The 18484-nt window shown below is 71.3% G+C and carries 19 protein-coding genes; 5 read left to right on the top strand and 14 right to left on the bottom strand.

All coding sequences use genetic code 11. The annotated features are described in order from the left end of the window. Positions 1–33: 33 nt before the first annotated feature. Entirely contained in the window at positions 34–1203 is a 1170-nt protein-coding gene (locus DK412_RS08140) for a polysaccharide biosynthesis/export family protein (protein ID WP_109971541.1), read from the bottom strand. Positions 1204–1442: 239 nt separating this feature from the next. On the opposite strand from DK412_RS08140, the gene DK412_RS08135 reads away from it, so the two are divergent. After that, positions 1443–2705, top strand: a complete 1263-nt coding sequence (locus tag DK412_RS08135) for an alpha/beta hydrolase (RefSeq protein WP_109971540.1) — start codon at positions 1443–1445, stop codon at positions 2703–2705. Between the two features lie 268 nt (positions 2706–2973). Next, a complete protein-coding gene (locus DK412_RS08130; protein ID WP_204165526.1) occupies positions 2974–3786 on the top strand; it encodes a Cof-type HAD-IIB family hydrolase in 813 nt (270 codons plus the stop codon). A 149-nt stretch (positions 3787–3935) separates the two neighbouring features. Here DK412_RS08130 and DK412_RS08125 read toward each other — a convergent pair whose 3' ends face one another. After that, positions 3936–4514: a protein-tyrosine-phosphatase gene (locus DK412_RS08125; RefSeq protein WP_109975135.1), complete on the bottom strand. Its 579-nt coding sequence runs from the start codon at positions 4512–4514 to the stop codon at positions 3936–3938. A gap of 198 nt (positions 4515–4712) precedes the next feature. On the opposite strand from DK412_RS08125, the gene DK412_RS08120 reads away from it, so the two are divergent. After that, entirely contained in the window at positions 4713–5798 is a 1086-nt protein-coding gene (locus DK412_RS08120) for an ABC transporter substrate-binding protein (RefSeq protein WP_109971539.1), read from the top strand. Between the two features lie 229 nt (positions 5799–6027). Here the strand turns inward: DK412_RS08120 and DK412_RS08115 are convergent, their stop codons facing one another. After that, complete coding sequence (locus DK412_RS08115) at positions 6028–6219, bottom strand: hypothetical protein (protein WP_048429329.1); 192 nt, start codon at positions 6217–6219, stop codon at positions 6028–6030. Positions 6220–6597: 378 nt separating this feature from the next. Between DK412_RS08115 and DK412_RS08110 the strand changes: the two genes are divergently transcribed. Further along, the gene (locus DK412_RS08110) at positions 6598–7998 is read left to right on the top strand and encodes a deoxyribodipyrimidine photo-lyase (RefSeq protein ID WP_109971538.1); all 1401 of its coding nucleotides are present in this window, start codon (positions 6598–6600) and stop codon (positions 7996–7998) included. A 152-nt stretch (positions 7999–8150) separates the two neighbouring features. Here DK412_RS08110 and mtnA read toward each other — a convergent pair whose 3' ends face one another. From mtnA to DK412_RS08080, 6 genes are all read right to left on the bottom strand, one after another. Next, positions 8151–9248 (bottom strand): S-methyl-5-thioribose-1-phosphate isomerase, encoded by a 1098-nt coding sequence (mtnA, locus tag DK412_RS08105; RefSeq protein WP_109971537.1) that lies wholly within the window; start codon positions 9246–9248, stop codon positions 8151–8153. Between the two features lie 49 nt (positions 9249–9297). After that, complete coding sequence (locus DK412_RS08100) at positions 9298–9678, bottom strand: type II toxin-antitoxin system death-on-curing family toxin (protein ID WP_109971536.1); 381 nt, start codon at positions 9676–9678, stop codon at positions 9298–9300. A gap of 3 nt (positions 9679–9681) precedes the next feature. Next, on the bottom strand, positions 9682–9906 hold the full coding sequence (locus DK412_RS08095; protein ID WP_204165525.1) for an AbrB/MazE/SpoVT family DNA-binding domain-containing protein: 225 nt from the start codon (positions 9904–9906) through the stop codon (positions 9682–9684). A gap of 104 nt (positions 9907–10010) precedes the next feature. Continuing rightward, complete coding sequence (serA, locus tag DK412_RS08090; protein WP_109971535.1) at positions 10011–11612, bottom strand: phosphoglycerate dehydrogenase; 1602 nt, start codon at positions 11610–11612, stop codon at positions 10011–10013. Between the two features lie 468 nt (positions 11613–12080). Next, complete coding sequence (locus tag DK412_RS08085) at positions 12081–13250, bottom strand: phosphoserine transaminase (protein WP_109975133.1); 1170 nt, start codon at positions 13248–13250, stop codon at positions 12081–12083. A gap of 83 nt (positions 13251–13333) precedes the next feature. Next, positions 13334–13558: a hypothetical protein gene (locus DK412_RS08080; protein ID WP_162596151.1), complete on the bottom strand. Its 225-nt coding sequence runs from the start codon at positions 13556–13558 to the stop codon at positions 13334–13336. A 236-nt stretch (positions 13559–13794) separates the two neighbouring features. Between DK412_RS08080 and DK412_RS08075 the strand changes: the two genes are divergently transcribed. Further along, complete coding sequence (locus DK412_RS08075; RefSeq protein WP_109971533.1) at positions 13795–14499, top strand: ABC transporter permease; 705 nt, start codon at positions 13795–13797, stop codon at positions 14497–14499. A gap of 3 nt (positions 14500–14502) precedes the next feature. On the opposite strand, the gene DK412_RS08070 is transcribed toward DK412_RS08075, so the two are convergent. From DK412_RS08070 to DK412_RS08050, 5 genes are all read right to left on the bottom strand, one after another. Beyond that, positions 14503–15330 carry a substrate-binding domain-containing protein gene (locus tag DK412_RS08070; RefSeq protein WP_109975132.1) on the bottom strand — a complete coding sequence of 276 codons (828 nt, stop codon included), beginning with the start codon at positions 15328–15330 and terminating at the stop codon, positions 14503–14505. 95 nt (positions 15331–15425) lie between these two features. After that, positions 15426–15707 carry a hypothetical protein gene (locus DK412_RS08065; protein ID WP_162596150.1) on the bottom strand — a complete coding sequence of 94 codons (282 nt, stop codon included), beginning with the start codon at positions 15705–15707 and terminating at the stop codon, positions 15426–15428. Continuing rightward, a complete protein-coding gene (locus DK412_RS08060; protein WP_109971531.1) occupies positions 15694–16488 on the bottom strand; it encodes a Crp/Fnr family transcriptional regulator in 795 nt (264 codons plus the stop codon). Before DK412_RS08060 ends, DK412_RS08065 begins: the two co-directional genes overlap by 14 nt. 135 nt (positions 16489–16623) lie before the next feature. Continuing rightward, a complete protein-coding gene (gene trmD / locus DK412_RS08055; RefSeq protein ID WP_109971530.1) occupies positions 16624–17367 on the bottom strand; it encodes a tRNA (guanosine(37)-N1)-methyltransferase TrmD in 744 nt (247 codons plus the stop codon). Positions 17368–17415: 48 nt separating this feature from the next. Beyond that, a complete protein-coding gene (locus DK412_RS08050; protein ID WP_109971529.1) occupies positions 17416–18414 on the bottom strand; it encodes a MaoC family dehydratase in 999 nt (332 codons plus the stop codon). Positions 18415–18484 lie beyond the last annotated feature (70 nt).

The following is an 18484-nucleotide window of genomic DNA, read 5'->3' as shown; positions in this document are numbered from 1 at the left end:
CCGGGCGGGCCGCTTGGCCCGCCCGGTTCGCCCTTACCGCACGCCGGCGTAGACCGAGGCGCCGGCCGAGACCGGCGCGGTGATGGTCGAGAACACGCCGAGCACCTTCTGGACCTCGGTGAAGGGCGCGTTCGAGACGTAGACGAGGTCGCGGTTGCGCATCCGGAACGCCTGGGAGACGAACAGGCTGTTGGGATCGCGCATGTTGATCCGGTAGACCACCGGCACGAAGTTCGAGGACAGGAGCGGGCTGTTCGGGCGGATGCGGCGCACCACCGAGGCCGGCTCGAACCGGAACAGGAACACGCCGGCCGGGTCGGCCTGCAGGTCCGAGAGGCCGCGCGCCTTGGCCAGCGCCTGGGCCAGCGTGATGCCCTCGGCGGCGAACGGGATCTCGGATTGCGCGCCGAGCGCGCCCACCGCCAGGAAGGTCTGGGGGTCGCGCACCAGGGTGAGGGTGTCGCCCGGGCGCAGGAAGATGTTTTCGCGCGGGTTGGAGACGATCGCGGTCAGCGGCACCGTCGCGGTGGTGGAACCGCGCGAGAGCCGCACGAAGGTCTCGGAGACCGGCGCGCGCACGCCGCCGGCGGAGGCGACCACGTCGAGCAGCCGGTCGCCCTTGGTGGAGAGCGGCAGGCGGGCGCCCGCCGTCACCTCGCCGGTCACCGTCACGGCGGTGCTGGTCGGCTGGACCACGGTGACGATCACCTGCGGCTCGATCGCCTTGCCGGCGAGCTCCTGCTCGATCTGGGCCTGCACGTCCTGGACGCGCTTGCCCGCCACCTGGATGCGGCCGGCATACGGCACCGTGATCGCGCCGTCGCGGGTGACGACCTGGGGCGGGATGGTGGCCGATTTCGAGCCGGAGGAGAACCGGTCGACCGACAGGGAGCCGGAGAACAGGCCGCCGGTGCTGGCCTCGTAGATGGTCACCGCCACGGTGTCGCCGACGCCGATCACCGGCTCGACGGAGGGGCGGCGGTCGCCGAAGGAGGCGAGCAGGCTGTCGAGCGGACGGCCGCGCAGGGCCTCGACCACGGCGGCGTTGACGTCGATGATCTCGTAGCGGGCGAGGAGGCCCTGGTCGGTGGCGACGTCGGCGCCCGACGCGACCGCGCTCGCCGTCGGGCCGGCCGCCGGCAGGAAGTTGGAGCAGCCCGAGACCGCGAGCGCGGTGCAGAGGGCGATCGGGAGTGCGCGCATCGGCGAGATTGCTCGTCCTTACCTTGAGAGTGGTCCCTAGCCTGAGTCGGGTCCCCTGTCCGTGGCCCCCGTGTCACAGTGCCTTCGGGAGCCCTCCCCCGGCGCCGCCTTCCCCGCTAGACACAGGCCCGCGGAACCGGCGCGCGGCCTTCGGCGTGTCGTGAAAGCACGACAAGAGTTACCAAATCACGGCGTCAGCATGGCGCGGCGCGAATGATGGCGCGGATGACAGGGCAGAGATGACCACACAGATCGGCTACACGCCGCCCGACGCCGCCGCACAGGATCCAGGGCCCGTGCGCCGGCGGCACGTCGTCTACCTGCCGGGCTACGATCCGGAATCGAGCAAGCGCTACAGGGCCTTGTTCGCCCGCGAATTCACCCGCTACGCCAAGCGCTTCGACATCGGCAGGAAGGCGATCACCCGCGCCGAGACGAGGCCCGACGGCCTGGTGCAGACCTGGACCGTGGAGACCGGGCAGCCCGGCCGGGAGACCCGCACCACCTACGAGGTGCTCCTGTGGGACGACCTCGTGCGGGCGGATTTCCGCCGGCCGCTGATCGCCTCGATGGCGCTGCTGACCGCCGGCATCCTGCACAGCCTCGTCACCGGCAAGCTCTTCCGGCTCTACGGCCTGAACTGGAAGTACGGCAACGTCATCCTCTACCCCTTCGGCATGACGCTGATCTTAGGGGGGCTCGCCGCCCTCCTCGGCACCGGCGTCGCGCGGCTCCTCGCCGGCTGGCTGCCGGGCCTCGCCGCCGGCGCCCTCGGGGCGCTCGCCGGGATCGGGCTCGTCCTCGCCGCCACCCCGCTCCTCGACCGGATTTTTCTGCGCCAGCTCATCAACGACTGGGTGTTCAACTGGCAGCACAGCAACGGCTGGCGCCCCGACTACGAGGCGCGGTTGGCGCTGTTCGCCGACCACGTCGCGGAGATCTGCCGGGCGGGCGAGGTCGACGAGGTCCTGATCGTCGGCCATTCCTCGGGCGGCCTCACCGCCGCCGAGGTCGCCGCGCGGGTGCTGGAGCGGGATATTCCGGCGACCCCGCGCCTCTCGCTCCTGACCCTCGGGGCCGGGCTGCCCCTCGTCACCATCAACCCGCGGGCGCAGCCGGTGCGCGCCGACGTGATGCGCCTCGTCGCGAGCGCGCGGCTGGTCTGGACCGACTATCAGGCGCCGCAGGACTGGATGAACTTTCCGGGCTTCAACCCCGCCCGCGACCTCGGCGAGACGCCCGCGGGACCGGTGCGCAACCCGATGATCCGCTCGACGAAGTTTCGCGAGATCATCGTCCCGGACGTCTACCGGCGGATCTCGTTCCGGCCGTTCCGGATGCACTTCCAGTTCCTGATGGCCAACGACCTGCCGGGCGAGTACGACTTCTTCGCCCTGACGCTCGGACCGCAGGCCCTGCGCGAGCGGGTCTTGCACCCCGAGATCGTCCCGCTGCGGCCCGAGGCCGCCCCCGAGCCGGTGCCGGTGCACAGGGAAATTTGAGAGCTTGCCCTGAACGGGCTGACCGGCTTCAGATCCCCTCCGTCATTCCGGGGCCGCGCAAGCGGGAACCCGGGATCCCTGATCGCTGACGCTCCAGGACGTGACGGAACGCGATCCGACTTCCAGCGAGGCCTCGGCGGTTATGGATCCCGGGTTCTCGCCCTTCGGCCAGCCCCGGGATGACGAGGAGAGCTGTCGGCCTATCTGCCAGATCGATCAACATCGCTGATCGAACAGGCACCGAGTGCGACGTCGAGGAGGCCGCCCCTTGCCCAAAGCTCCCGCGCCCATTTCCCTCGTGGTCACCGACGTCGACGGCACCCTCGTCACCGGCGACAAGCAACTGACGGAGCGGGCGATCCGCGCCGTCGAGGCCCTGCGCGAGCGCGGCATCGCCTTCACGGTGGCGTCGAGCCGCCCGCCGGTCGGCCTGCGCCCCCTGGTCGCGCCGCTCGGGCTCACCCTGCCGATGGGCGCCTTCAACGGCTCGACGGTGGTGCGGCCCGACCTCTCGCTCATCGACGAGACGCTGATTCCGGAAGCCGCCGCGAGGACGGCCGCCGCGCGCTTTTCCGCGGAAGGGATCGACCTCTGGGTCTTCGCGGACGGCGCGTGGCTCCTCACCGACCCGGACGGCCCCTATACCGACCTGGAGCGCCGCACCCTCCAGGCCGAGCCGCGCGTGGTCGACGACCCCGCGCCGCATCTCGCCCGCGCGGCGAAGCTCGTCGGCGTCTCCCGCGACCACGCGCTCCTCGCCGCCCTCGAACCGCGTCTCGCCGCCGAGATCGGCGACGGCGCGGCGGTCCACCGCTCGCAGGCCTACTACCTCGACGTCACCCCGCCCCACGTCGACAAGGGCCACTTCGTGGCGCGCGTCGCCGGGGAGCTGGGTATTCCGCTCGATCGGGTGGCGGTGCTCGGCGACATGGCGAACGACACGGCGATGTTCGCCCGCGCCGGCCTGTCGATCGCGATGGGCAACGCCAGCGACGCGGTGAAGCGGGCGGCGACCGAGGTGACGGGGACGAACGAGGCGGAGGGATTCGCGGAGGCGATCGAGCGGTACGTGCTCGGCTAGCCTTTCCAGACCGCTCGGAGGCTAGCGGAGCCTCGGCTGCCACCGGCAGACATCAGACCCTCCGCGTCATCCCGGGGCCGCGAAAGCGGAGCCCGGAATGACGCGGAACGTGTGAATTTCAATGGAAGACGCTGAAGGGACTTTGCGGATCACGCCAACGCCGCATCCACCTCCCGCCCCCGTCCCAACCCCCGCATCAGCTCGGCGAGGTGCGGCCGCACGCGAAGCTGCTCGGCGTGGAGCCGCCGCACCGCCTCGGTCAGGCTGCCGTCGTAGCCGAGTGCCTCGTCCGCGAAGGCGATCAGGCGGGCATTGGGCCAAGCCTTCTCGCGCAAGTCGTGGACCTTGGTGACGACCGCCTGCGCGTCGAGGTCCGGATGGGCCTGGCCGAGCAGCATCGTCATCGCGGCGGTGGAGCGCGAGATGCCGGCGTGGCAGTGAATCAGGAGGTGCGTCTTGCGCCGCGCGGTCTCGGCGGCGAGCTCCTCGCCGAAGCGCAGGATCGCCTCGACGTCCCGGCGCTCGGGCAGGATCTGGCCGTCGACCGGCTCGATGATGTCGTGGAAGCGCAACGTGGTGCGGTGATGCGCGTCGTAGGTGCCGAAGGCCTCGGGCTCGGGCCAGGCCGGGTCGAGGATCGACAGCACGTGGGTGACGCCGCGGGTCGAGTGGTGGCCCAGCTCCTCCAGGCCGCAGACCGTGTGCAGGGAGATCGGTTCGGGCTTCACGGTCGGGTCGCGCTCCGGCAAGGGGCGGGGCGCCGGGCGCCGCCGCGGAATCCTCCCGGGGTAGCATAGCCCTCACCCGCGCACGAGCGGTTTCCCGGGAGGCAGGGCGCCGGCCCCGGTGCGCTTTCGCGGAAAGCGCGCTACCTGTGGTCCCGTGGAGAATCTGGAACGGTGGGCATTCGCGCCGATGGGAAGAGCATGAAGCGTCGCGACATCCTGACGGCCGGCATCGGCCTCGCCGGCAGCGCCGCCGTGGCGGCCCCGGCCGTGGCGCAGGGCGCGCCCGAGCTGCGCTGGCGCCTGCACTCCGCCTTCCCGCGCAACCTCGACGCGCTCTACGGCGCCGCCGAGCTGTTCGCCCGCCTCGTCGCCGAGGCGACGGACAACCGCTTCCAGATCGAGGTCGCGGCGGCGCCCGCGGGCGAGTCCCCGGCTTTGCTCGATGCGGTCGGGGCCGGCACCCTGGAGATGGCCTACTCGGCCGCCTACTACGAGGCCGGCCGCGACCCGACCTACGCGCTGGCCACCGCGATCCCCTTCGGCCTCAACGCACGCCAGCAGAATGCTTGGATGCTGCAGGGCGGGGCGCTCGATCTGTTCAACGAGATTTTTTCCAAGAACAAGCTCTACGCCCTGCCCGGCGGCAATACCGGCACCCAGATGGGCGGCTGGTTCCGGCGCGAGGTGAAGTCCGTCGCCGACCTGCAGGGCCTGCGCTTCCGCATCGCCGGCCTCGGCGCGCAGGTGCTCGCCCGGCTCGGCGTCGCAACCCAGACGACGCCGGGCGCCGACCTCTACGGCGCATTGGAGGCCAAGACCCTCGACGCCGCCGAGTGGATCGGCCCCTACGACGACGAGAAGCTCGGCCTCAACAAGGTGGCGCCGTTCTACTATTATCCGGGCTTCTGGGAGGGCGGCGCGATGCTGCACTTCTGGTTCAACGCCCAGAAATGGTCGGAACTGCCCAAGGCCTACCGGGCGATCGCGACGGCGGCGGCGGCGAGCGTCAACGGCGACCTGCAGGCCAAGTACGACGCGCGCAACCCGGCCGCCCTGCGGCGCCTCGTCGGCGGCGGCGCGCAGCTGCGCCCCTTCCCGCAGGAGGTGATGGAGGCCGCCCTCAAGGCGGCGAACGACTTCTACGCCGAGCTCGGCGCCAAGAACCCGGACTTCAAGCGCATCTACGACGCGCTGAAGACGTTTCGCAATGAGGAATATCTCTGGTTCCAGGTCGCCGAGTATACTTACGACAACTTCATGATCCGGGCGCGGGCCCGGGGCTAATCTGCGCCCTGGGCGAACGTATTGTCCGACGACGTGGATACCGGTTCGCCGTAGACAATGCGGCACATCCAAGGACTCGGAGCACTGCTCGATCGCACCGTGATCGGGGCAGTGCTCCAGGCGGCTGTCGCAAAACCGGTGGCCGGTTTTGCGATCGAAATCTACGACAAACCTTTCGTTCGAGCGGACGACGCGTCAGCCCGCCGATGCAAGTCTGCTCGGGAGGCGCCTATTCGGCAGCCTCCTCGCCCGGCAGGGTGCCGCGTCCCTCCTCGCGCATCAGCGCCCGCACCACGCTCGGCACCGCCTCCAGCGCGCCGGCGAGCGTCTCGTCGGCCACGAACAGGCTCTTGATCTCCGGGCTGGTGATGCAGACGAGGCCTTCCCCACTCTCCTCGACCCGCAAAGTGAATTGCCGCATCGCTCGACCGCTCCCTCACGCTCGGCTCCGATCGCCCCGCGATGCACGAGGCGGGCCAGCACGTGGGGGACAACGCGGAGCGCGACTATAAGCTCCACCGGACGCAGAGGGACGCCGACGGAATCATCCCTCCGGGAGATGAGCCCAAGAAAAAAGGCCACCCTTGCGGGCAGCCCGAAGTCTAGGGAGGAAACGCCCAAGGAGGGCAGCGGGAGCGCGACGCCATCGCGCTTCCGCACTGCAATAACATAAGTGTGCGCCGCCGGATGGCAAGGCGCGATTAGCGGCAGCCTTGCCGCTTTCGCGGGCAACTCCGGCCCGCCGCTGGACCGCGCCCCGCCACGGCCTAGTTCTCCGCCCGTGACGGGGGCGCGAGCGATGGCGATTCAGGCGGGGCGGATCCGGGTTCTGAAGGATGGGGAGCCACGGGACGGCGCCTACGTGCTCTACCTGATGCAGCAGGGCATGCGCAGCCGCGACAACCCGGCCCTGGAATACGCCGTCGAGGAGGCCAACCGCCTCGGGCTGCCGGTGGTGGCGGGGTTCGGCCTCCTCGACGGCGGCGCCCACTTCCCCGAGGCCAATGCGCGTCACTACGCCTTCCTGCTCCAGGGGCTGGCCGACGCCAAGGCGGGCCTGGAACGCCGCGGCATCGCCTTCGTGCTGCGCCGCGCCACCCCGGCCAGGGCTGCCCTGACTTTGGGCAAACAGGCCGCGATGCTGGTCCTCGACCGCGGCTACCTGACGATCCAGAAGAGCTGGTACGCCGAAATCGAGGAGAACTTCGACGGCCGGCTGGTCCAGGTCGAGGGCGACGTGGTGGTGCCGGTCGAGGTCGCGTCGGGCAAGCACGAATTCGCCGCCCGGACCCTGCGGCCGAAGCTGCACCGGACCTGGGAGCCCTATCTCGCGCCGCTGCGGGCGCGGAAGGTCAACCACTCGGCCGACCACTTGGCGGACGACCTGAACCTGACGAGCGACATCGACGTCTCGGACCCCGACGCGGCGCTCGCCGCGATGACGCTCGACCGGGACGTGACGCCGGTGCGGCGCTTCCGCGGCGGCGAGACGGAGGCGTATCGCCGGTTGGAGGCCTACCTCGCCGGGCCCTTCGCCGATTACGGCACGGTGCGCAACCGGCCGGAAGCCGGTGCCGCCTCGCATCTGAGCCCCTACCTGCATTTCGGCCAGATCTCGCCGGTGGCCGCCGCCCTCAAGGTCCAGAAGGCGAAGACGGGCGGGCCGGAGGACCGGGCAGCGTTCCTGGAGGAGCTGATCGTCCGGCGCGAGCTGGCGATGAACCACGTCCACACCAATCCGGGCTACGATGCTTACGCCAAGGCGGTGCCGGACTGGGCCCGCAAGGCCTTGGCCGAGCACGAAGACGATTCCCGCCCGCACCTCTACGACGAGGAGGCGCTGGCGCACGGGCGCACCCACGACGAGTACTGGAACGCCGCGATGCGCGAGATGCGCGTCACCGGCTACATGCACAACCACCTGCGCATGTACTGGGGCAAGAAGATCCTCGAATGGTCGCCCTCGCCGGAAGAGGCCTTCGCGGTGACCCTGCGGCTCAACAACCGCTACTTCCTCGACGGGCGTGACGCGAATTCCTTCACCAATGTCGCCTGGCTGTTCGGCCTGCACGACCGGCCGTGGGGCCGGCGCAAGGTGTTCGGCACCGTGCGCTATCTCGGGCAGAACACCCTCAAGAAGTTCGACGCCAAGGCGTACCTGAAGGCGGTCGACGAGTTGTGCGCGGCGGAGGAGGAGTGACGGCTCCGTCGCCCCGAGCCGGCAGATACGGATCGACTCGATCCTACCCACGACCTCGACCTGAGGCCGGGGAATGGAAAGCGGTGCCTCGGATCAGCAGCCTTGCATAGATCGGCCGGTGGCATCGACCGTCATGGCGGCCTCGGCCTCTGTCACGCCGCCGCCCGCCGCTCCGGATACAGCCCGAGCAGCCCGTCCGGCGTCGCGTCCGCCACGCCGCGCTCGGTGATGATCCCGGTGACGAGCCGCGCCGGCGTCACGTCGAAGGCCGGGTTGGCCACCGGGCTGCCAGGGGAGACCACCGCCACGGTCGCGAAGGCGCCGTCGTCGGTGCGGCCGGTGAGGTGGGTCACCTCGCGGGCGTCGCGCTCCTCGATCGGGATGCCGGCGACGCCGTCGGTGAGCGTCCAGTCGATGGTCGAGAACGGCAGCGCGGCGTAGAACGGCACGCCGCAATCGCGGGCGGCCAGCGCCTTCAGGTAGGTGCCGATCTTGTTGCAGACGTCGCCGGTCGAGGTGGTACGGTCCGAGCCGACGATGCAGAGATCGACCCTGCCGTGCTGCATCAGGTGGCCGCCGGCATTGTCGGCGATCACCGTGTGCGGCACGCCGTGGGCGTTGAGCTCGTAGGCGGTGAGCGCCGCCCCCTGGTTGCGCGGCCGGGTCTCGTCGACCCAGACGTGGACGGGCTGGCCGGCATCGTGCGCGACGTAGATGGGCGCGAGCGCCGTGCCCCAGTCGACGGTGGCGAGCCAGCCGGCGTTGCAATGCGTGAGCACGTTGACCGGCCCGGACTTGCGGCGGGCGATGTCCGCGATCAGCGCCGCGCCGTGCTCGCCGATCGCCCGGCAGCTCGCCACGTCCTCGTCGGCGATGCGGGCGGCCTCCGCGAAGGCGGCGGCCTCGCGCCCGGCCGGGGCGAGCGGGTGCAGCAGGGCCGCCACCCGGTCGAGAGCCCAGCGCAGGTTGATCGCGGTCGGCCGCGTCGCGGCGAGCCGGGCCCGCGCCCCGTCGAGGTTGCGGTCGGACGGGTCCTCGCGCATCGCCAGCGCCAGTCCGTAGGCGGCGGTGGCGCCGATGAGCGGCGCGCCGCGCACGATCATCGTGCGGATCGCGACCGCCGCCTCCGCCTCGGTCCGGAGCGTCTTCGTCTCGAAGGCGAAGGGCAGGCGGGTCTGGTCGATCACGCAGATCCCCTCGCCGTCGGGCGCGGGGAAGATGGTGCGGTAGTGGCGGCCGTCGATCTTCATGGCGGAGGGTTTAGCACGAATGGTGTTGAGTGGGAGACCGGCGCGGGGCTTAGTGCGTGTTGGCGCTCAGCCAAGCTGCCACCTCGGCCTCGCCGATCTCGCCTGCGGCGATGGACAACCAAGTTCTTACGACGTCGGTCTCCGGTGCTGCAACGCGAGGACCATTCAACTGTAGAAACATCGCCGCAACGACGAAAGAAACGCGCTTGTTGCCGTCAATGAAGGGATGGTTGCGGGCGATACCAAAGGCGTAGGCTGCTGCCAGATCGAACAGATCGGTCGAGCCGTATGCGGCTTGCTGGCGTGGTCGCGCGAGTGCCGAGTCGAGCAGAGCGTTATCACGCAAACCTAGCAGGCCGCCATGCTCCGCGATTTGGTCGGCATGGATCGCGAGGACGACATTTCGCGCGATCCAGATCGGCGCTGTCACGCCTTACTTCGCCAATTCTCGCAACGCGTTTCGATAGCGTTGCATCACGTCGCGCGCCACTTCCATCTGATGTTCTTCTGAGGGGTCCTGCGGCGTGATCTGATAACCGTCAGGAGTTTCAGTAAGATGGAGCGTCGACCCATCTGTCAGAGCAAGACGCGTTCTCATATCGTCTGGCAGTACGACCGCGAGGGTGTCGCCGATTGCTTTGACCTTCAATGCAACCAAGATAGCCTCCCGACCGCCGAACGGACCTCTGGTCGAATCGGATATGCGGTTTCCTGGCAGCCTTGCAAGGGAGGAGTGGGACGGCCCACCCCTCCCTCATACTCTCAGAACCGCACCGCCCGCGCCCGCTTCACCTGCGGGATCGCCTCGATCGCCCGCAGCAGGTCGGGCGAGACCGGCTCGTCGACGGCGGCAAAGCAGATCGCGTCGCCGCCCGGCCGGTCGCGGCCGAGGTGGAAGGTGGCGACGTTGACGCCGGCCTCGCCCATCAGCGTGCCGAAGCGGCCGATGAAGCCGGGCTGGTCGGCGTTGCGGATGTAGAGCATGTGCGGCGCCACCGCGGCCTCGAGCGCGATGCCGCGGATCTCGACGAAGCGCGGGCGACCGTCGCCGAACACCGTGCCGGCGGCGTCGCGGGGCATGTCCTCGGCCTCGACGGTGAGGTGGAGGCGCGAGGCGTAGGGGCCCTCGACGGTGGTGCGGGTCGCAGTCTCGACCTGGATGCCGCGGGCGCGGGCCACCTCGATCGCCGAGACCATGTTGACGCCCTCCAGGAACGGCCGCAGGGCACCGGTCACCGCGGCCGCGGTCAGCGCCCGGGTGTTCAGCTCCGCCGCCTCGCCCTCGTAGACGAGGCGGATGCCGCGGATTGGTGCCTCGGTGAGCTGGCCGAGGAACGAGCCGAGCTGCTCGGCGAGGCTCACGTAGGGCCGCAGGCGCGGCGCCTCCTCGGCGGAGATCGACGGGAAGTTGACCGCGTTGCGGATCGCGCCGTGCAGCAGGTAATCGGCCATCTGCTCGGCGACCTGAAGCGCCACGTTCTCCTGCGCCTCGGTGGTCGAGGCGCCGAGATGCGGCGTGCAGACCATGTTCGGGTGGCCGAACAGCACGTTGTCCTTGGCCGGCTCCTCCGTGAACACGTCGAAGGCGGCGCCCGCGACGTGGCCGGAATCGAGGGCTGCGCGCAACGCCACCTCGTCGACGAGACCGCCGCGGGCGCAGTTGACGATGCGAACGCCGGGCTTCGTGCGCGCCAGCGCCTCGGCCGAGAGGATGTTGCGGGTCTTCTCCGTCAGCGGCACGTGCAGGGTGATGACGTCGGCCCGGCGCAGCAACTCGTCGAGCTCGACCTTCTCGACGCCGAGCGCCACGGCGCGCTCAGGCGTCAGGAACGGATCGTAGGCGATGACCCGCATGCGCAGGCCGATGCCGCGATCGGCCACGATCGCCCCGATATTGCCGCAGCCGATCACGCCGAGGGTCTTGGCGGTGAGCTCGATGCCGAGGAAGCGGTTCTTCTCCCAGCGCCCGGCCTGCGTCGAGGCGTCGGCCTGCGGGATCTGGCGGGCGAGCGACAGCATCAGGGCGATGGCGTGCTCGGCGGTGGTGACCGCGTTGCCGTGCGGCGTGTTCATCACGATCACGCCGCGGGCCGTGGCGGCGGGCACGTCGATCGTGTCGACGCCGATGCCGGCGCGGCCGATCACGGCGAGATTCGTCGCGCGCTCCAGCAGGGCGGCGCCGACTTTGGTGGTCGAGCGGACGGCGAGGCCGTCATACTCGCCGATGGCCGCGGCCAGCGCCTCCTTGTCCTTGCCGAGCTCCGGGCGGAGATCGGCCTGGATGCCGCGCTCGCGGAAGATCGCGACGGCGGCGGGCGAGAGGGTGTCGGAGATCAGGACTTTTTTGGTCGTGGTGGTGGGCATGGCGGCCTCGAATGGGGTCGCGCCATCGCCCCGCGGGGGAGCGGGTCGGCCGGGGGCTATCCGACACGGATCGCGGTGTCACACGTCTCCGCTCGCGCCGACCTTGTCGAGGTGGCGCGCTTCCCCTCTCCCGTGTGGGAGAGGGGTCAGGGGTGAGGGTGGCGACGGTTCGGTATGAAACTCGACCGTCGAGATGCCAGCACCACGTTCAGCGAATTACGCCGAAGCGCCACACCCTCGCGCGATCTTCGATCGCCCCTACCCCTCTCCCACACCTTGCCGCGAGACCGGGCAAGGATCTCTGGCAAGCCCGGCATCGCCTGGAGAGGGGATCCCGCGCTTGCCCGGCAAGCGTTCACGCGGGATGGGAGACGTCGATCGAACGCGGCCCGTCGGGAAGAGAGGCCCGGCCGACGCCGGCTCCCGCTTTCGCGGGGCTCCGGCGCCAATCATGACGACGATGGGTGCTCAGGCCGCCTGGGTCAGGCGAGCCTTCTCCTGGGCGAAGGCCCAGTCGAGCCACGGGGTCAGGGCTTCGAGGTCGGAGGCCTCGACGGTGGCGCCGCACCAGATCCGCAGGCCCGGAGGGGCGTCACGGTACGAGCCGATGTCGAAGGCGACGCCCTCGCGATCGAGCGCCGTGGCGATGCCCTTGGCGACCGCGGCCACGGCCTCGGGGCCGCGCCCGACCACGTCGGGATCGCTCACCACCAGGCAGACGCTGGTGTTGGAGGCGGTGGCCGGATCCTCGGCCAGGCTGGCGATCCAGGGGGTGCGGGCCACCCACGCGGCGATCACGCCGGCATTGCGGTCGGCACGCGCCCGCAGGGCGGCCAAGCCGCCGATCTGCTCGGCCCAGAGCAGCGCGTCGATGTAGTCCTCGACCGCCAGCATCGAGGGCGTGTTGATGGTCTCGCCCTGGAAGATGCCCTCGATCAGCTTTCCGCCCTTGGTCATGCGGAAGATCTTCGGCATCGGCCAGGCCGGGACGTAGCTCTCCAGCCGCGCGACGGCGCGGGGCGAGAGGATCAGCATGCCGTGCGCCGCCTCGCCGCCGAGCACCTTCTGCCAGGAGAAGGTGACGACATCGAGCTTGCCCCAGTCGAGGTCCTGCGCGAAGGCCGCCGAGGTGGCGTCGCAGAGCGTCAGGCCCTCGCGGTCGGCGGCGATCCAGTCGGCGTCCGGCACGCGCACGCCCGAGGTGGTGCCGTTCCAGGTGAACACCACGTCGCGGGTGCGGGTGTCGACGGTCGAGAGGTCGGGCAGGCGGCCGTAGGGCGCCTTGATCACGCGGGCATCGAGCTTGAGCTGCTTGACCGCGTCGGTGACCCAGGTCTCGCCGAAGGATTCCCAGGCGACCATGTCGACCGGGCGGGGCCCGAGAAGCGACCACATCGCCATCTCGACGGCGCCGGTGTCGGAGGCCGGAACGATGCCGATGCGGTAGTCGGCCGGGACCTGCAGCACCGTGCGGGTGAGGTCGATGGCCTGCTTGAGCTTGGCCTTGCCGAGCTTCGCCCGGTGCGAGCGGCCCAAAGCCGCGTCGGAGAGGGCCTCGGGCGTCCAGCCGGGGCGCTTGGCGCAGGGTCCGGACGAGAAGAAGGGCGCGCGCGGGCGCGCCGCGGGGCGGGTCGTCATGCTGGTGTCCATCCTTCCAGATGGGCGCCTCTCGGTGGGGAGAGGTGTCCCGCCGTCTCGCATGCGCCAGGGCGGACGCGACGTCAACCCTGCGGCTTCGGCATCAGGCGCGCGAGGCGGGCGCGATGGACCTCCAGCGTCGCCTGGACGTCGGCGAGCAGCGCCTCGGCCAGGGTGGCGGTCTCGCCGCCCGACCGGGCGAGGCGGGCCGCCAGGGCGCGCCGGCGCACCACCCGGCGCTCGCCTTCGACGACGTGGCGCAGGGCCATCTCGCGTACCGTCTCACGGAGCGGATGAGCCGCTGGCATGGCGGCGCCCTCCTGGACATCGTTCGCCGAAGTGGTCCCCGGTTCGGCGACGAAAATGATGCAAGAACAAGAAGCCACGCAGCCTGGCCCCTTGCAGCTCCGCTTGGCTCGGAGCCGACGGGCGCACCCGGGTGACCCAGGGCGCGCGAGCCGGCTCCTGCGAATGTCCGCCACTCTGGCACGGACCGGTCCGCCCGGATAGGACGGGCACGGGGCGAGGGTGAGACGGGGGTGACATGGACGAGTTCGGGCGCGCCCTGGGGCTGGCGATCGCGATGATCCTGCGGGCGGATGCCGATCTCGTCGCCATCGTCGGCCTGTCGCTGCGCGTCAGCCTGACCGCGGCCGGGCTCGGCTTCGTCCTCGGCGCCCCCCTCGGGGCGCTGCTCGCCGCGGCGCGCTTCCCCGGCCGGGGCGCGCTCCTCGTCCTCGTCAACGCGCTCCTCGGCCTGCCGCCGGTGGTGGTGGGGCTGGTGCTCTACCTGCTCGTCTCGCGCTCCGGGCCGCTCGGGAGCCTCGGCCTGCTGTTCACCCCCGGCGCGATGGTGATCGCGCAAGGCCTGCTCGCCCTGCCGATCGTCGCGGCGCTCTCGCATCGCACCTGCGAGGCCCTGTGGGCGGAGTACGGCGACGCCCTGCGGGTCGACGGGGTCGGCACGGGGCACGCGGCCCTGATCCTGCTCGCGATGGCGCCCGCTCCCCTCGTCACCGCCTTCCTGGCGGCGTTCGGGCGGGCGATCGCCGAGGTCGGCGCGATCCTGATGGTGGGGGGCAACATCCGCGGCTACACCCGCACCATGACGACCAGCATCGCCCTGGAGACGAGCCGCGGCGACCTCGCGCTGGCGCTGGGCCTCGGCCTCGTCCTCGTCAGCCTGACCCTGGTGGTCAGCGCCGTGGCCTTCGGGATCAGCCGGGTGGCGGCTCTGCCCAGGGCGTGAGGCTCACTGGCTCGGCATCGTGCCGGCCGGGAAGAACAGCTGCTCGCCGTTGATCTTGAACGAGGCGATCGCCGCCCGGCCGCGCTCGGAGGTCAGCCATTCGTGCCAGATCTTGGCGTCGGCGGCGTGGATGTGCGGGAATTTGGCCGGATTGACCAGGATCGAACCGTAGGGGTTGAACAAAGCGGGATCGCCCTGGACCAGGATCACGAGGGTCCGGCGGTTCTTGAAGCTCGCCCAGGTCGCCCGGTCGGTCAGGGTGTAGGCGTCCATCGCGGCCGCCGCGTTCAGGGTCGGGCCCATGCCCTGGCCGAGCTCGCGGTAGCTCGCGCCCAGGCTCCGCGCCTCGATCCCGGCCTTCTTCCACAGCCGCAATTCGGTGCGGTTGGTGCCGCTGTCGTCGCCGCGGCTGGCGAAGGGCGCCTTGGCGCGGGCGATGCGGGCGAGCGCCTCGGTCGCGTCGCGCCCGCCCGCGAGGCCGGCCGGGTCGGCGGCGGGGCCGACGATCACGAAGTCGTTCGCCATCACGTCGCGGCGGTCGAGGCCGTGGCCCTCGGCGACGAACGTGTCCTCGCCGGGCCTGTCGTGGACGAGGAGCGCGTCGGCATCGCCCTTGGCGCCGATGGCGAGCGCCTGACCGGTACCGACCGCGACGACGCGCACGCCGATGCCGGTCTCGCGCTGGAAGATCGGCAGCAGGTGGTTAAACAGGCCCGACTGCTCGGTGGAGGTGGTCGAGGCCAGGGTGATCGCCCGCTCCTGCGCGGCGGCGGGCCGACCGAGGACGGGCGCGACGGCGAGGAGGGCGAGGAGGGCGAGGCGGCGCGGAATCAGGCGGCTCACGGGCTAGGCTCCGGTGATCTTCTTACGGGCCAGCGATACCCCGCGGTGCGGACCCGACGCCAGGGTGCATCGGCGGCGCGGGCTCAACCCTTCGTCGCGGCTCCCGCCGCCGCGAGGCTGTTGGCGATGGTGGTGAGCATCGCGACGGCCCGGGCCGCGATCTCCGGCTCGCGCCCGTCCTCGGCGAGGCGGCGCTTGGTCTCGATCACGGTCTCCACGGCCTCGACCAGGTCGTCGGAGGGGACCACGCCGCGCTCGACGAGGGCGAGCATCAGGCTCTCGACCAGCATCAGCGCGGCCTGGCCGGCGGCGGCCTGGTCCTCGCCCATCCAGTCCCGGTCCGTCCCGTCGTCAGCGGCCGGCATCGGCGCCACCTTTCCCGGCGTCGCCGGCATCAGCCTCCCGCGTTCCGACGAATTCCGGGTGACCGCGCTCGGACAGGTCGAGGAGCGGCGCGGCGATCCGAACCAGGGCATCGAGGTCGCCGATCGTCACCCGGCGCCCCCGCATGGTGACGATGCCGTCCTCCCGGAACGCCCGCAGCACCCGGTTGACGTGCACGTTCGAGATGCCGAGATGGTCGCCGATCTGCTCCTGGGTCATCGGCAGGTCGTAGGCCGTCGCGTCGGGCGGCAGCGCCCCCGAGCGGATCAGGCGGCCGCGCAGCTCGACCAGCAGCATCGACAGGCGCTCGTCGGCGCTGCCGCGGCCGAGCCCGACGACCCAGTTGTGCAGCCGGCGCTCCTCCTCGATCACCTGCCACATGCAGCGGGTCGCGAGGTCGGAATCGCGCTCGTAGGCCTCGCGCAGGGTGCGGTGGTCGACCTGCTCGACCAGCACCTCGGACAGGGCCTGCACCGCATCCGGGCTGTGGGTGACGAACAGGCTCTTCACCGCGAAGAGGTCGCCGGGCAGGAAGATCAGGATGAACTGGCTGCGCCCGTCCTCCAGGGTGCGCAGGCGGCCGGCCCAGCCCTTGCGCAGGCGGAAGATCGTCGTGTTCGGGCTGTCGGCCTCCACCAGCACGCGGCCGGCCGGGTAGAGGCGGCCGGTGCCCTCCATCACCCGGTCGAGGGCCGCCTCGCCCCGGCGCAGGGCTTCCAGGATCTCGGGCCGGTGCAGCAGGTAGCGGGCGGAATCGGGCATGGGGGCGGGAGGAGATCCGAGGAAGGCGTCGCGGATGGCGGCGCGCGAAGGGCGCCGGGCGACGGACGGGTCTAGGAAGGCCCGCCCCCTCGGACATTTACCTGGGTTGTCTTTTCGGCATCCCGCCGCGGCCGGTCATCGACTCCGGTCCCGCGCCCCGGGATCGGCCATCGGGCCTGCTGCGAGGTCCGGGCGCCGCTCGCGGGTGAGGCGGGCCGATTCCGCCGCCCGCCAGCGGGCGATCGCCGCGTGGTTGCCGCCGGTCAGCACCTCCGGGATCTCCCGCCCCTCCCATTCCCGCGGCCTCGTGTAGTGCGGGTATTCCAGGCCGCCGCTCTCGAAGCTCTCCTCGACGCCGGAGGCGTGCTTGCCCATCGTGCCGGGCAGGAGGCGCACGCAGGCGTCGAGCAGCACCAGGGCCGCCGGCTCGCCGCCCGACAGGACGTAGTCGCCGATCGAGACCTCCTCCAGGGCGCGGGCCCCGATCACCCGCTCGTCGACGCCCTCGAACCGGCCGCAGACCACGATGACGCCCGGCCCCTCGCTGAGCGCCCGCACCCGCGCCTGCGTGAGCGGCCGGCCGCGGGGGCTCATCAGCAGGCGCGGGCGGGCATCGTCCGCGGGCGCCGCCGCGTCGATCGCTGCGGCAAGAACGTCGCAGCGCAGCACCATCCCGGCCCCGCCGCCGGCCGGCGTGTCGTCCACCGCCCGGTGCCGGCCGAGGCCGTGGTCGCGGATGTTGCGCGCCTCCAGGCTCCAGGCACCCCGCGCCAGCGCGTCGCCGGCGAGCGAGAGCCCGAGATGGCCGGGGAACATCTCGGGGTAGAGGGTCAGGATCGTGGCGCGCCAGGGCGAGACGGGAGCGGTGGGGGAGGTCATGCCGGTTGATGGCCCCGGCGGGCCGGACCGGTCAACCGGGAGCCCGCTTCACCCGGCCCGGCTCGGCGCCAGCCAGGCCCCCGCGAAGCGGAAGACGGGCTCGCCGCGCTGGTTGGTGCCGGTCGCGGTGTGGCTGACGATGCCCCAGCCCGGCCGGGTGCGCGACGGCCGCGCCTCGGTCAGGGTGACGTCGTAGCGGATCGTGTCGCCGGCATAGACGGGCTTCAGCCATTGCAGGTCGCGGAACCCCGGCGAGGGACCGCCCTCGACGATCGGCTCCCCGCGCTCCAGGGCCAGCGCCCGGCCGCGGTCGCGGGCCGCGACCATGCGCTTCATCCAGGCCGCGGCGGTGTGCCAGCCCGAGGCGCACAGACCGCCGAAATGGGTCTGTTCCGCCGCCGCCTCGTCGACGTGGAAGGGCTGCGGGTCGAAGGCGCGGGCGAAGCGCAGGATGTCGTCGCGGGTGAAGAGATGCGCGCCGAGGTCGAAGGTCCGGTCGAGCGGCATGTCCTCGAGATGGACCGAGGGCAGCGCCTCGCCCTCGGGCAGGTCGGCGGGGGCCGGCGTCTCCGGCGGGCGCGGGCGGGGCGGCAGCGGCGGCGTGCCGGCCTTGCCGAACATCGCCCAGAAATCCTGGGTCATCACCGGCTGGCCGGCCCCGTTCGCGATCTCGAGCAGGAAGCGCACGAAGCCGCGGTCGGGCTTGCTGCCGGAGGGCCGGCTCTCGGTGACGCTCATGCGCATCGACAGGGCGTCGCCGGGACGGACCGGGCGCAGCCAGCGCACCGCCTCGATGCCGGGCGAGCCCATCGAGCTCGATTGCAGGATGAAGCCGTCGGCGACGAGCCGCATGCCGAGCGCGCAGGTGTGCCAGCCCGACGCGATCAGCCCGCCGACGAAGCTCTCCCTCGCCGCTGCTTCATCGGTGTGGAAGGCTTGCGGGTCGAATTCGCGGGCGAAGCCCACGATGTCGTCGCGGCTCACCGCCAGCGGCCCGAAATCGAGCCGGAGACCGGGCGTGAGGTCCTCGAAGCAGTAGCGGGGCATGGGGCGCGTCCGGCGGCGGTGACGGGCCGCCGGGCTAGCACGGCGACGGTCTGACGCGAAAGCGCCCGCA

Origin of the sequence: Methylobacterium sp. 17Sr1-1, from assembly GCF_003173775.1 — a bacterium.
GTDB lineage: Bacteria > Pseudomonadota > Alphaproteobacteria > Rhizobiales > Beijerinckiaceae > Methylobacterium.
Note: the sequence above shows the minus strand (reverse complement) of the source record. Positions and strands in the feature narration are given on the sequence as shown.